General features: G+C 46.7%; 12 protein-coding genes. 8 read left to right on the plus strand and 4 right to left on the minus strand.

The window, feature by feature from the left end; all coding sequences use genetic code 11:
• Both QUA36_RS13450 and QUA36_RS13455 read right to left on the minus strand, forming a co-directional pair.
• On the minus strand, positions 1 to 3414 hold the full coding sequence (locus QUA36_RS13450) for a pPIWI_RE_Z domain-containing protein (protein WP_333457973.1): 3414 nt from the start codon (positions 3412 to 3414) through the stop codon (positions 1 to 3).
• Positions 3404 to 4918, minus strand: a complete 1515-nt coding sequence (locus QUA36_RS13455; RefSeq protein ID WP_333457975.1) for a restriction endonuclease-related protein — start codon at positions 4916 to 4918, stop codon at positions 3404 to 3406. Before QUA36_RS13455 ends, QUA36_RS13450 begins: the two co-directional genes overlap by 11 nt.
• Positions 4919 to 5255: 337 nt before the next feature.
• Here QUA36_RS13455 and nadA point away from each other — a divergent pair, with 337 nt between their 5' ends.
• The 8 genes from nadA (at position 5256) to QUA36_RS13495 (ending at position 11616) form a co-directional block, all read left to right on the plus strand.
• Positions 5256 to 6224: a quinolinate synthase NadA gene (nadA, locus tag QUA36_RS13460; RefSeq protein ID WP_333261717.1), complete on the plus strand. Its 969-nt coding sequence runs from the start codon at positions 5256 to 5258 to the stop codon at positions 6222 to 6224.
• A gap of 161 nt (positions 6225 to 6385) precedes the next feature.
• Positions 6386 to 7003: a TIGR04282 family arsenosugar biosynthesis glycosyltransferase gene (locus QUA36_RS13465; protein ID WP_333261721.1), complete on the plus strand. Its 618-nt coding sequence runs from the start codon at positions 6386 to 6388 to the stop codon at positions 7001 to 7003.
• Positions 7004 to 7425: 422 nt separating this feature from the next.
• Entirely contained in the window at positions 7426 to 8142 is a 717-nt protein-coding gene (locus QUA36_RS13470; RefSeq protein WP_333453448.1) for a TIGR04283 family arsenosugar biosynthesis glycosyltransferase, read from the plus strand.
• Between the two features lie 114 nt (positions 8143 to 8256).
• Positions 8257 to 8766, plus strand: coding sequence for a photosystem I reaction center protein subunit XI (locus QUA36_RS13475; protein WP_333168045.1), 510 nt, complete (start codon positions 8257 to 8259; stop codon positions 8764 to 8766).
• A 57-nt stretch (positions 8767 to 8823) separates the two neighbouring features.
• Positions 8824 to 8940 (plus strand): photosystem I reaction center subunit VIII, encoded by a 117-nt coding sequence (locus tag QUA36_RS13480; protein ID WP_333042098.1) that lies wholly within the window; start codon positions 8824 to 8826, stop codon positions 8938 to 8940.
• 337 nt (positions 8941 to 9277) lie between these two features.
• Positions 9278 to 9832: a hypothetical protein gene (locus QUA36_RS13485; RefSeq protein WP_333168043.1), complete on the plus strand. Its 555-nt coding sequence runs from the start codon at positions 9278 to 9280 to the stop codon at positions 9830 to 9832.
• Positions 9833 to 9969: 137 nt separating this feature from the next.
• Positions 9970 to 10857, plus strand: a complete 888-nt coding sequence (locus tag QUA36_RS13490) for a hypothetical protein (RefSeq protein WP_333168041.1) — start codon at positions 9970 to 9972, stop codon at positions 10855 to 10857.
• Between the two features lie 186 nt (positions 10858 to 11043).
• Positions 11044 to 11616, plus strand: coding sequence for a DUF2996 domain-containing protein (locus QUA36_RS13495; RefSeq protein WP_333261731.1), 573 nt, complete (start codon positions 11044 to 11046; stop codon positions 11614 to 11616).
• A 242-nt stretch (positions 11617 to 11858) separates the two neighbouring features.
• Here the strand turns inward: QUA36_RS13495 and QUA36_RS13500 are convergent, their stop codons facing one another.
• Together QUA36_RS13500 and QUA36_RS13505 are read right to left on the minus strand one after the other, a co-directional pair.
• Positions 11859 to 12680 (minus strand): alpha/beta hydrolase, encoded by an 822-nt coding sequence (locus tag QUA36_RS13500; RefSeq protein WP_333168036.1) that lies wholly within the window; start codon positions 12678 to 12680, stop codon positions 11859 to 11861.
• An 85-nt stretch (positions 12681 to 12765) separates the two neighbouring features.
• Positions 12766 to 13491 carry a lysophospholipid acyltransferase family protein gene (locus tag QUA36_RS13505; protein WP_333457978.1) on the minus strand — a complete coding sequence of 242 codons (726 nt, stop codon included), beginning with the start codon at positions 13489 to 13491 and terminating at the stop codon, positions 12766 to 12768.
• Positions 13492 to 13724 lie beyond the last annotated feature (233 nt).

The raw sequence follows: 13724 nt of genomic DNA on the forward strand, positions 1-13724 counted from the left end.
TTACATCTCCAATAAAGGTGAAAAATCATCAAAATCGTCTTCTTCCTCTGTCAAACCTTCTGAATTCCGTAAACTTGGCGGGTAAACTATGCCATCAATGCGCCGCAGGGGATCGAGAAATGCACCGTAAAGTTCTTGATATATTTCTCGAATCACTGGATCGGGATGCTTGACGCATTCTTCTAAAATAATTCGCATCTGAACTAGCATACTGTCCCGCCCGGAGTCAGGTTCATTTTTAGTAGATTTAATTGCCCAAGCTGCATCGACAAAGTAAACTTGTACCGGACACCCATTTCGCATCCCGCGCCCGATCGTTTGCAAAATTCCCACCATCTGATTTGCCGTAAACGGTTTGAATAAATCTTCACCCAAGCGGCTAGCCATTAGAGGTTCGCGCAACAGTCGATTCGCCGTTTTCCATAGTTGTTTTCTCGACTGTTTCCAAGCATTAGAAATTGCAGGCAAGCCTTCTATTTCAGTAAAAACTCGACTGTCAAATTCTTGGGTAGCTTTGCCGGCGAGGCTGTACAAAAGTTGCGTATCGTCAGTGGTGGGGTGGGGACGGGTGAGGAAATAAATTGTGCCAATCGCTGCATCGAGTTGCCTATCTCCTTTGGTAAAAACAATATTCACGCCTCTACCGATCGCCAACATCGGAAAAATGATAATATCGCAAGTTTCATCATCTCCTAAAGCCTCGCACTGAGCCGTGGTAACGAAATCTGTGGGTTGCTCTCCAGGTTTGAGAAAATTAACAACTGCTTTGGTTCGTTTGCCGATTTCTGGATGGTAATCGTTGATAAACTTCTTAATGTTCCGAGCTTGTTCGTAGCTGTTAACAATTAAGGCAGCTTTGCGGTAAATACCATCTCGCACATCAAAATTGAGGATGGATTTGTAAATTTCAGATTTCTTGGTTCCTCCGCGTACCAGCAAGTCTACCATTTTTTCTAAATTGCTATCGCGCAGGTCGCCTGCACCGCTATATCGGAGAGGTTCATCGCCCCTTTCGCGATCTGGCAGCCATTTGAAGCGATAAATGCTCTTTTTGGGATCGTGTTCTGTTTGGCGCGGTTTCAGGAGATAATCCGGCCCAGAGTTAATGTGATAAGCAGGACTTGCTTCGAGAAATGAGGTAGCTGAAGTCATTAAAACTGCCGGTCCTGTCAGTTCGCCATCTGCCTCAAATAACTGATGAAAACGGTGCATTAACATCCGAGGCGCGCCCACAAAAATAATATAAGACAGTTCCACATTTCGGGCTTGAATTCGAGTAGTTTGTGCCGATTGGAAACTGTATTTTACCCCAGAAAAAGACCCTAAAATATTCTCAGGAATCAGTTGTCGCAGTTCCGCTGTTGCCGTTGATTCGACAATCGGTTCCCGAATCAGTCCTTCTGCTACCATTGTTCTAGTTTGCGGTACGATCCGCTGATAGCCTAAAATTACAAAAGTGACGCAAACAAGTAAGGTAATTGTATCCTGAGCTTCGCCTGATGCAGTGCCATCATTAAAACACAAAGGCAAAAACAATTTGGCAATTTCTTTGACAATATTGTCGCGCCGTTCGATCAGATTCTCTGCTAAATAGCGGCGAAAACAACGAATCTGAGTTTCCCACTGCTGTTTGAGGCTGTCGCAGTTTATTCCCAGCCTTTGAGCGCACAGATCCAGGTTGAGCCGATCGTGCGGTTCAATGCCAGTGCGATCGTAAAAAGCATGGTAAGCAGCCGTTTCCCAGAATTCTTTCAAGGCTCGACTTTTGCTAAATCCCTGTTTGACTTCCTCTTCGTCAAGGCGATCGCGTTTAGAAGTTTTCTCATAGCCATCCAACAAATCGCTGACAATTCTCAGAACGGTTAATAACTGATTCTCGTAGCGTTTGCCGACTGGCGATGAGGGCATATTTTGAACGGCAGTAATTAACGATGTGTTGTGATTGCCAAATTCTGCTAGGTCGCGGCTATAAAGTTCTACATCTCGATCGAACAATCGATAATTTTCGCCACGAGCAAAACGATTGTGAATTTGTTCTTGAATGACTAAATGGATAGATTCTTTCGCCCCGGAAAGTTTTAAAGTTGCTGCACCGTAAGCATCCAGATTTGATTGCACCATATCTGCTTCGTCAAAAACTACGACATCGAATGTCCGGGCAATTAATTCAAAATAACGAATGCGATCGCGAATGGCATGGGGTGGTACTGCCGTATCCATTGAGAGAACGTGGCCGACCCAAATATCGGCATCTAGCAAATCGCGGGGTGCTTTGTGGCGGCCGCACATCGTCCAAACCGGACAAAGATACTTTTTCATTTGCCCTTTTTTGCCACCGCTTTGTAAAATTTCATTGCAGGGTGCTTTACCAAATTCCCACATCGAAGTATCAGCAGTTGAAAAAGCAGGCAAGACGCAATTTAAGGCAAAAGTTTCTGCCTGTTCCAAACTATAGCCAAAGCCGCCATTTCCGCCTGATGCTGCGATCGCCTCGGCAATATTGTTAGCGTGTCGGCGACGAGTTCCATCGCTTTGACCGACTAGCATTCCCACTTTAATTTCATGAAATGCCAGTTCTGCCATGTACTGTCTGGCAACTTCAATAGAGGGAAACACAAACATCGCTTTATAACCGCGTTTTCCCAACCACACAGCTATTAATACGAGCAAAGTTGTTTTGCCCGATCCAGGCAGTCCAATTAAGTGCTTGATGCCTTCTAATTCGATGACTATTTCTTCCCGCAAACCCTTACCACTTTCTGGCACCTTAAGTGCAAAATGTTCAAACCGTTGTACCCAGCTCCCCCGTCTTTTTTCAGGGTGATTTGCTTCGCGTTCATCCATCTCAACTGCTAACTCGTACAGTTCCGCAAGGGGAATGCGGATTTTTGCTTTCGGGGCGCGATCGAGGGAATGAGTGCGACGCGGCGCAAGTGGGGCTGCGATCGGCCCAATTGGCACTCTCGCGGCTGTTGTTTCTTCACCTAAAGCAACGGCCATTGGCTGGCGGGGATCGGCAAAGGTGGCGCTGTAAAATTGGTGTGCCAAAGGCTGGCCCAGAATTTGACGTGCTTGGGCAATTAAAGGGTCTTCTAGGGGGTCTGTGCGTTGAAAGTGAAGTGTTTCTAAGTTAATTTTATAGGTTCCTTGAGTTTTGTTGCGGTAGTGGCGATCGTTATAAATAGCAACTGCGTGTTTCACTGACTGTTCTGTTACGTAAGCCAGCGACATCAGGCGCATATTGAAAATGGCTTGGCGGGCTTTTGCCAACGCGGGTGCATTGATGATACTCGCCATTCCCGATATCGTTAAAGGGGCATATTCTAGGGAATTAGTCTCGATAAATTCTGCCATCAAGACACACAGCCAGCAAATGCGATCTATTCCCGTCCAGAAATCTGGTTTAATTCTCATATTTGATTTTCTTTAACAACTGTATGACTTGTGAAACCGACAGAATTTCAAGAGTAGCAGGATCGCCTTTTTTATCGATCGCAGACTGGAAAGTAGAGAGGTAATCTGGCCGCTCCTCAATTAATTGGTCGCTAACCGCAATAATGCGACGGCGGTAGTGAATCAGCCCTCCGATGCCAGTGCGGTTGAGGCGCAAAGCAAGGGAGACAGGACTGGTGTATGACTTAGCATCAATGCCGATATTGCGACCGTTAATTGCTACATCGCACAGGTCTGATTCTGGGTAAAGTTCGGCATCTAGTCCGTTTTTTATGGCTGCCTTAAAAATTGCTAATTCGTCGATTCCCGGCCCAGTCCAATAGGTTAAAATCTGGGGTTTGGCAATCAGCAATCGGTCTTGGTTTGGGTCTAATTTCTCCGAAACTTTTGCTTTTGAGGAGTTGTGACCGAGGCATTGGCGAATCGGACATCGCCCATCGGAAAAAAGTTCTCGATCGGGATAGGGGCGCATCAGCGTACCGCAATACGCGCAGCGATGAGCGTGTCCGTCAATTAACCAGACATCCGGCACGCTATCAAAAAAGGTGTCAACAATCATTCCCTGTAAAGGCGTTAAATCGTTGTCACGTAAATAGTCTAAGAGTTGGTGTTCTCCGATGAGCGATCGGCTGCCAAATAGCGATCGCAAAGCCGTATAAGCTTTGTGCTGGCGGCGAATCCCCAATCGTTCAGTTGCCTCGCGCAACCGTTCGTACAGGCGGTGTTCGATGATATTATCTTCGCCAAAAGTACCTTTACTGTTGGCAATTACTGCACAATCTGGGGTTGGCACTCGCAAGTCGGGATCGATGAGAATTACTTGACCAGAGTCAAAATCGGCGTGACAAAAAATATCTAATTCCCACTTATTGAGGGGATATCTAGCACGTTCCAAAACGGTATGCACGCAAGCCGCGCGATCGCTTTGTCCGGATTCGATATACAGCCTGCCCAACTTGCACATAGCCCGATAAAGTTCCGATGGCATACTATCATCGTCTTGGCGAACGATGTCTCGATTGAGAATTCTTGTGTATTGTCGCAGAATTCCCTGGGCCAGCAATATAACAGTATCTTCAGCGAAATCGATCGTGCTGGCGTGTCCTGTGGGTAATGGCAATGTCGTTGTTTGCATTTGTGGCAACCAGGTTGGGTCTTGACGATCAGCCTCGGCAAGAATTTGTTGCTCCAATGTTGCGTCGGGGAATGAGGGTAAAACTTGAGCGATCGCGGCCAGCGTCCAGCCTTTCTTGAGCAAAAGTGCTGTTGCCAGTCCTTCTAAAATCTGCCGAAACCGAAATTCTTGACCTTTCGGCTGTGACAGGAGTTGCTTGGCTCTCCACGATCGCACAGTTCGTAAGGCTGGTGGTTCCACAGATAGCCCAAGCTGCTCAATCCGTCGTTTTAGTTCTTTTGTCAGAAACTCAGCAGTTCCCTGCCACTGGCGATCGTCTTCAAAGTACATAGATGTATAAAACCAACTTATTTACATTGTATAGTGATTACAGTAAACGATGTAAATAAAGGATGTCAATAGAGGCTACTCAAAATACTCGTGGCTCAAGGTAGTCATTTACCTGTGAATATCTTGCTGGATAAAGCTTTCAGTCTAATTAGAGTCAGGTAAAAACTTAGCTGAGTCCACTCTTGGATCGCAAAATCTTGCTCCCACTGCCAGTCAGTCGGTTAACCTATGGCAAATTTTCTACCTCTGGCCCAACTCCCCACCGTTTTTGGTGAATTCAACTATAATTCAAAATACACTTGAGTCCAGCCCGCACCTTCCCCGGAATATTCTAACTGTGTTTACCACCGCACCTGCTCCGAACTTTACTCAAACCCGACTGCCCAACGACTTGTTTGCAGCCATTAACGCCCTCAAACAAGAGTTGAACGCCGTCATTCTCGCCCACTATTACCAAGACTCCGAGATTCAAGACATCGCAGACTTCATTGGCGACTCCCTAGAACTTGCCCGCAAAGCCGCCAACACCAGCGCCGATGTCATAGTTTTTGCCGGAGTTCATTTCATGGCCGAAACCGCAAAAATTCTCAATCCCGACAAATTAGTATTGTTGCCAGACTTAAATGCTGGGTGTTCCCTCGCCGACAGTTGCCCTCCCGAAGCCTTTGCAGCTTTCAAAGCCGATCGACCAGGACATTTAGTAATTTCCTACATTAATTGTACCGCCGCAATTAAGGCAATGAGCGATATAATTTGCACCAGTTCTAACGCGGTTAAAATTGTCAACCAAATTCCCGAAAATCAGCCGATAATTTTTGGGCCCGACCGTAATCTCGGCCGCTACGTCATGGAACAAACCGGCAGAAACATGGAGATATGGCAAGGAGCCTGCATCGTCCACGAAAACTTCTCAGAAAAAAAGATAGTTCAACTAAAAATCGAAAATCCAGAAGCCGAAATAATTGCCCACCCAGAATGCGAACCTCCCGTGCTGCGCCATGCTAATTACATCGGCTCCACCACCGCTTTGCTCAAATATTCTCAAGCTAGTTCCAGCCAAGCTTTTATTGTCGCGACTGAACCGGGAATCATTCACCAAATGCAAAAGCAAACTCCGCACAAACGCTTCATCCCCGCTCCTTCAACTAATAATAACTGTGCTTGCAACGAATGCCCGCACATGAGATTAAATACCTTGGAAAAATTGTATCTCTCCCTAAAAAATCAAACTCCTGAAATTACCATGCCCCTAGACATTCAACTAGCAGCTTTGCAGCCCATCCAACGAATGCTAGAAATGAGCTAACCGCTGGCTATTTTTCAGTAAACACATTGTATGCTGGGTTGGGCGCGGCGATTAAATTCAGTCCTGGCCTAACCCACCAACATCGATCGGCAATTCGTGAAGCAGAGGTTAACTCTTTCTCTTCCTCTGCGGTTCATTCCTTTAAAACTCATCAACAATAAATGATGCCAGAAAAACTGATTGTTTTCACCCGCTATCCCGAACCGGGGACAACCAAAACTAGACTAATTCCGGTGCTGGGAAAAACAGGCGCTGCCAACCTTCACCGTTTGATGGCTCAACGGACGATCGCCTGTGCTCTCTCTCTCGAAAAATCCCGCCGATTATCGGTAGAAATTCACCGAACCGGCGGCAGCCAACAACTGATGCAAGAGTGGTTGGGAACTGATATTAATTTTCAAGATCAAATAGACGGCGATTTGGGCGCAAGAATGACAGCAGCTTTTCAAAACTCTTTTAATTCAGGGGTTGAGAAAACAGCAATTATCGGCACTGATTGTCCGGATTTGAAAGCAGAAATCATGGCACAAGCTTTTGAGGAACTGAGCCAGCACGATTTAGTCTTGGGCCCCGCAAAAGACGGAGGTTATTATCTGATCGGGCTGCGGCGTTCGATACCGGAATTGTTCAGTGGCATTCACTGGGGAACCAGTGAAGTATTTGCTTGTACGCGGGCGATCGCCAAAAAACTAGACCTCAATATTGCTTATCTTCCCACACTTGCAGATATCGATTTACCAGAGGACTTGCTCGGTTTAGATATTAATCTATTGAAATAACTAAACTATATTGAATGGGCATAAAATATTATAAATTATCATAACTAATTATAATAAACTACTTGATTGTGAAACCATAACGTCATAATATAGTAAGTGTATTTGTCTAACCAAATGCTGAATATCAGTACGAGTTAGACAGCGCTTGGGACAATAGTCCCAGGCGCGAGAAAAAGCCATAAATTAGCTCATCAATGAGCAACTAACAACTCTGCTTTGTACGAAACTCGCCCTTCCAGATGAAAGCCCAATGTAGGCGCGGGCCCGGCGTAAAAAATTAGCAATTAACAGTTTTGTTTTGTAGAAAACTCGCCCTCCCACGTCAAGGCCCAATGTAGGGGCGATCGCGGCGTAAGAAATTGGCCAGATAACAGATAAGCTTGGTACAAAACCCCTCTCTCTCACGGGGTGCTTAATTCTGTATGTCGCCAGAAAATCCCAATCTCAAAATTTCCATTATCATTCCAGTTTTAAATGAAGCATCTACAATTGCCCCAGTCATCTCCACCGCCCTTGAGGCAAAAAATGTCGAAATAATTGTCGCCGACGGTGGCAGCAGCGACGGTACTGCAGATATAGCAAAATCTTTGGGTGTCCGAGTTATCTCCACCGCCCCAGGCCGCGCCACCCAAATGAATGCAGGTGCCGCCGCAGCTACTGGAGATATCCTGCTGTTTCTCCACGCCGACACTCTGTTGCCTCGCGGGTACGACTCTGGCGCGCGTCGGGTACTAGCTAACCCGTCTGCTGTAGCGGGGGCCTTTCAACTCAAAATTGACGCCCCCAGTCTCAGCCTGCGGCTGGTAGAAACAGGGGTAAACTGGCGATCGAACTTTTTGCAAACGCCCTACGGCGACCAAGCTATTTTCCTCCACGCAGTTACCTTTGACAAAATCGGCGGTTTTCCCTACTTGCCGCTGATGGAAGACTTTGAATTCGTGCGCCGATTGAAAAAACAAGGCCGGATTGAAATAGTACCCCACCCTGTGCTGACATCCGCGCGTCGGTGGCAGCAGCTTGGGGTCATCAAAACCACCGCCATTAATCAAATAGTAATCATCGCTTATTTCCTGGGAGTGTCGCCCGATCGACTCGCTTTCTGGTATAAGAGGCAAAAGAAAAATTCTTCCAAAAACTAAAGAATAGTGAACTTTTCTAAAGCTCGTCGTTAATTATGTAAATAGGAAACACGTCCCTGCGTAAAATATGACTTGAACGCCTCAAATTTTACGCACAGCGAGGACAAACAGAATATGGCCGATCCCAGAGATGCAGAGCTTATTAAACCCTTTAACGGCGACCCGTTCACGGGTCATCTAGCAACTCCCATCAGTGCTTCTGATTTCACAAAAGCATTTATTGGGAACTTGCCCGCCTACCGCAAAGGACTCTCGCCCCTAATTCGAGGCCTAGAAATCGGTTTGGCACACGGTTATTTCCTCGTCGGCCCCGAAATCGTCTTCGGACCCCTGCGGGATTATCCAGAAGCAGCTAATCTCGGGGGATTATATACAGCCCTCGTCTTAGTTCTGCTGGGCACACTAGGTATGTCTGCTTACGGTTTAGTCTCTTTCAAACAAGACAACACCAGCTACCCTAGCGCTAATCCCATGACCCCTGATGCCCTCAGAAATGCTGAGGGGTGGAGCCAGCTTACCGGGGGTTTCTTCATTGGTGGAATGGGTGGTGTCTTTGTTGCCTACTTCTTACTCGAAAACTTTAACGGCGTTGATGCCATTTTCCGGGGTTTAGTCAACAATTAGACTCGACTCCCAAATATCCCTGTTGGAACACACTAACTTTAGTTTGGAGAATTTGATATGACAGGTTCCTACGCTGCCTCTTTCTTGCCTTGGATTTTGATTCCCCTAATTACCTGGGTGATGCCGGTGGTGGTAATGGGTTTGTTGTTTATCTACATTGAAAGCGACGCCTGATCCTTACCCCGAAAGTAAGACCTAAGTTGCAAAGCCGAAGTAAGACAATTGATCAATAATTGCTCTGACATTTCTAGATTTATCTAGGGAAAATCAGCAAAAATTGTTTTGAGATTGCTGGCTATCAGAAAACTTAGTTTCTTTACCCCCATCCCCAGAATTTATCTGTGGAGCAATCTTTCAGTTTTCTTCCTTCAAAACTCGTAATTGCAAAAAAATCCTCTGCCTGCAGGCAGAGGATTTTTTTGCAAAGAAGACAAATCATCCGCTTAGAACACACAAATTGCCAAATTCTAAGCCACAATTGTTATGGAAACCTACTAATGAGGAGACAGCGATGCAATTTTTCCCCGCACGCCGCATCTTAGCTCCATTCCTGATATCGGTACTGCTGCTGGTGACCGCCTGCGGCCAAACCCAAGCCCCATCACGCTGGGACAAAGCCCAGGAGGAAAGCACCCAAAAACCTGGTAAAGCACAGCAGACAACTGCTGATAAATCAAGTGCTAGTAATCAAAACCTTCCCAATAAGGCAGTTGCAGGCGGTAAGTTAAATAAATACTTCCCATCTTCTGGGGCTGGATTCGATCGCGTTTTTGCTCAAGAAAAATCCGGTTTTGCTGAAGCTAAGTTGAACAAAGACGGTAAAAATGTCGCGGTGCTCTCGATTAACGACATCGCCGGCAACCCCAGCGCAGCTACAAAATTTAAGCAAAGTACCAAGCAAATTGCCGGCTATCCCGCCGTTAATCAGGGTGCTAATATCACCGCTGTTTTAGTAGCAAATCGCTATCAGGTGAAAGTTCAATCCCGCAATCCCTCTTTTACCGCCAGCGATAGGGAAGCTTGGCTGTCAAAATTTAACCTGGGCGGCCTCGCCCGCCTCAAGTAGCAATGTCTTTTGTCCAACTCCGCGCCCGACTCAAGTCTGGCGGTATCAGAACTAAGTCTGCCACAATGAGGCTGTGAAGTTTTGCAATCTGCCAAAAGTAATACCTTTGATTTTCGTTTCAGCATAAGGAGTTTTTTGTGAGCAAAACAGTCTTTGAATTAGTCGATCAACTGCCTCAAGACAACATGACTGTCAAAGCGCTGCGAGCGCTTGACTTTGTGGTTCCCGGCGAGTGGAACAATTTAGTTGGCTTTGAAAATACCATTCGCACCGTTACTGGGGAAACAGACGAAGAACTGATCCAGCAAATTGGCGAGCGTGCGATCTACCTCTACAACGATAAATCTGAGGGCTACCAGCGCGCTCTCTGGCTCTACCAAACTATTGACAACGCCGACAAGGCTTTGGGCACTGCCGCCCTCGCTAATAAGGTTGCGGAAAATGTCTCGTTTTTGTCGTTCCTTGGCAATATCACTCCCAAGGCTGAAAAAGCTCAAACGATCGACCTTTCTCTGAAGTTAGTCACTGAGTTGCTCGCTTTTTGCCAAATCAACGGCATTCCCGGCGACAGCATCGGCGATTTTGCCGCATCCTTGGGCGACTACGGCGGCGAATCCCTGATGCGGATGGCTGCTTTGGTTTGCTTTGATGGTTTGATTCCTTTGGGCCCAGACTTTATCATGGCAACTCAGTCTTGGATTCAAAAGCTCTCTCCTAGTGATTTGCAAGATAATTCGGCCTTTAAGTCGATCGGTGGCATGATTCCTGGGGGCTCTCCCGCAGGCCAACTCGGCTTTATCGGCGAAAGCTTTAACTCGGTTTCCGGCTGGATGAGCTCTTTTGTGGGCGATCGGGGTTTGACTCCCCAAAACGTACTCGGCCACTTGCAGAATTTTGTAGAAATTTCTGCTGACAAGGTAGACTACGTGGGCGCATTCCTCGACATGACTACCAACTACTACGAACACACCGGTGTTCAAACTCTCGCCCGCCGTTTGATTGAACGAGCTGTCGCTGAGATTTAGAATAACCAAAGGAGTTGTGATGTTTGCCGGCGATCGCCCTCTGAGAGTGTTTTGAGTTCAAATTTTTTTGACTAGCAATTCTCTCTCTGTTGGTTTTCGATAAAAAGTGTGCGCCATCAAGAAAGTCGATCGCCCGCTTGCTCAACTCCCAACTCCTTACCGGATCATTTTTAACAGGAAGCCTTAATGTCAGAAGAACCGAAAAATCCTACTGCTGGCGAATCGGAAACTCCCAGTGCGTCGATCGATCACGCCCCGAGTTCCGACACAGCCGAGACAACCGACCTTCCCAGCACTGACAAGCCTGAGCCGGCTGCTAAAAAGCCCGCCGCCAAGGCCGAAGGCGACAAGCCCCCAGCTAAAGCTAAAAAGGAAAAAGCACCTGCTGTTGAAGACAAGCCCTTTGCGGAATTTATTCAACAAGATTATTTACCGGCCTTGCAAACTGCTTTGACTAAGCAGGGCGTTAAGGATTTAGAGGTGAGTTTGGCAAAGCAAAAACTCCCAGTGGCGGGCATGAGTTCCGCCGGGGATTGCTGGCAGGTAATTGGGAAATTCCAAGAAGGTCAGCGCCAATTTAACCTATATTTTCCTCAAGAAAATATTCAAAGTCAACGGGCGTTTTCCTGCGCTGAAAATAATACCAAAACAAGCACTTTAGAGCCTTTTTTGATAGATGAGCGCAAGGTAACACTAGACCTCATGGTGTTTGGCGTCGTCCAGCGGCTTAACGCTCAAAAATGGCTAAATCTTAATTAGTTAATTGGGAATTGGGAATTGGGAATTGGGAATTGCGAATCGGGAATTGGGCATTGGTAATTGATAACATCATGTCCGGGTAATCCTGATAATTATTGTCCAGTGCGAGCGTCTCGCTCGCGAGCTAGAAGCTCGCACTGTAGCCGTAATCGATTGACCGGACATAATATAATGGGTAATTGCTGATGCCAATAAGATGGTTTTTCGGAGATGCCCAATACCCAATTCCCAATGCCCAATGACTATTGACTGCTGACTAATGACAAATTTTCTTCGGATTTTGTCAAAAAATTGCGAGCTTGTATAATCCCGTAAAGGTTAACATCGGTTTCTAACAAACAAGCATGACCGCTGTTAGCCAGCAACACCATTTCAGCTTTGGGAATTACCTTGACTAAAAGCTTCGCTTCTACTAGGGAAGGCAGAAGCCGATCGGCACCGCTAGCAATTACTAGCGTCGGCTGCTTGATGCCACGCAACTGATTTTCGTCAACATTAAACGATCGCACTAACGCCAATCTCCACACAGACGTATTTTGCGGTACTGCTTGCATCGCTTCTAGCAAAGCTCGCCGCTCGTCGCGCCCAATCTTTCCTAATGATGCTAATATCGGCAATAAACCGATTACTGACAGCGGATAAAGGTTAGCCGGCAGCCACTGAGTCAGGTACGATCCCCACTGTACCCAAGGCTGCTGTCGAAACGAAGAAGCTGGATTGACTAAAATTAATCTATCGCACAATTGAGGAGCTTCTAAAACAGTTTTCATCGCTAAACAGCCCCCAAATGACTCGCCGCACAGATAAACCGGCCGCTTCGGCTTTCCGGCTTGCTTTTCTGCTTCTATTAAGGCAATTGTTTCGCTAACCAGTACGTCCCAACTAGCCATGTCGTCAGCCGGTACAGTTAAGCAGCGAATATCGAAATGATTTGCTAATTTAGAAATTTGCGACCGCAGCAGCAAACCGCTGCCATCCATACCGGGCAGAAATACAAATAAAGGGCGATCGGGTTTCGGCGGTTTGGGGGTTAGGAAACGAATCTTGTTGTTAGCATTTGCCATGATTCAAGTCAATCGATTTTAGATTTTAGATTTTAAATGGGAAATCTGACACCAGCCAATAGTCAACAGTCAACAGCCAACAAAGTTACAAACAACGTCGTTGGAGTAATTCTGCAATTTCTCCCTGACAGTGGTTCGTGAGTTCAGCAACAACAGCTTTGGCTTTTTTGCCTCGATATTGCTGCTGTCGATCGACCGTAATCCAGTAAGGCCGACCGATTAAAACATTAACTCGTTGATAAATTATCACAGGATGCCACCCCGATCGATCGAACAGCGGTTCCGAAGGATCGAACAAACTCAACAACTTGAGCGGTACACCCGATCGTACCGAGTGTTCCTCAAAAGAACTAATCGCCACAGGCAAAACCGCCAAATCCCGCACCGGCGCCCGCAACGCCAAATGAGCAAATCCCCGCTGAAACTTCCCCACAGTATAGGGTCCAGTAAGCTTCACCATCGGTTCTGCACCCTCTGGAAACACCCCCACCATCTCCCCGCTTTGCAGCAGCGCTGTCGCTTGAGAGAAAAAATGCTGCTGTCGGTGCTCCGGTGCTTCCAAGGGGAAAGCCCCGAAAGTCGTGACAATTTCTCTCATCACCGGAACTTGACCCATGTAATGATGACAAGCAAAGCGGATCGATCGACCCAAAGCCGCCGTCAGCAGCACAGGATCTAAGAAACTGCGGTGATTACTCACCACCAGAACCGGACTCTCTTGCGGAATCCGGTCTTCGCGGTACATAAACATCTGCGTTCCCAAACCAGCCAGGAAACAGCGCGAAATCAGCAATTTGCTCTCTGAAGACATGGGTGAAAAGACAGGTGCGACGCTATAAAGGTTGATTCCATTCTTGTGCAGCTTAACATTACTTTACCAAGTCGGGGTTCCCTCAAAAAGTAGACTTTCCCATCTACCTGGGCTTTATAGTTCAGGACGCATGGGATAATCAGACACTGAGTTTTTTCAATAAAAATTGCATTCGCTCCTTGAATACCGATCGAAAAAACCCAGCTTCTTTGGTATAGCAACTCCTCAGACAA

The organism is Microcoleus sp. Pol10D4 (genome assembly GCF_036701555.1).
Taxonomy (GTDB): Bacteria; Cyanobacteriota; Cyanobacteriia; order Cyanobacteriales; family Microcoleaceae; genus Microcoleus.

What these genes read in the sequence shown, in the direction of transcription:
- QUA36_RS13450 (WP_333457973.1), bottom strand. Translation starts at nt 3,414, where the DNA reads ATGAGAATTAAACCAGATTTCTGGACGGGAATAGATCGCATTTGCTGG.
- QUA36_RS13455 (WP_333457975.1), bottom strand. Translation starts at nt 4,918, where the DNA reads ATGTACTTTGAAGACGATCGCCAGTGGCAGGGAACTGCTGAGTTTCTG.
- QUA36_RS13465 (WP_333261721.1), top strand. Translation starts at nt 6,386, where the DNA reads ATGATGCCAGAAAAACTGATTGTTTTCACCCGCTATCCCGAACCGGGG.
- QUA36_RS13470 (WP_333453448.1), top strand. Translation starts at nt 7,426, where the DNA reads ATGTCGCCAGAAAATCCCAATCTCAAAATTTCCATTATCATTCCAGTT.
- QUA36_RS13475 (WP_333168045.1), top strand. Translation starts at nt 8,257, where the DNA reads ATGGCCGATCCCAGAGATGCAGAGCTTATTAAACCCTTTAACGGCGAC.
- QUA36_RS13480 (WP_333042098.1), top strand. Translation starts at nt 8,824, where the DNA reads ATGACAGGTTCCTACGCTGCCTCTTTCTTGCCTTGGATTTTGATTCCC.
- QUA36_RS13485 (WP_333168043.1), top strand. Translation starts at nt 9,278, where the DNA reads ATGCAATTTTTCCCCGCACGCCGCATCTTAGCTCCATTCCTGATATCG.
- QUA36_RS13495 (WP_333261731.1), top strand. Translation starts at nt 11,044, where the DNA reads ATGTCAGAAGAACCGAAAAATCCTACTGCTGGCGAATCGGAAACTCCC.
- QUA36_RS13500 (WP_333168036.1), bottom strand. Translation starts at nt 12,680, where the DNA reads ATGGCAAATGCTAACAACAAGATTCGTTTCCTAACCCCCAAACCGCCG.
- QUA36_RS13505 (WP_333457978.1), bottom strand. Translation starts at nt 13,491, where the DNA reads ATGTCTTCAGAGAGCAAATTGCTGATTTCGCGCTGTTTCCTGGCTGGT.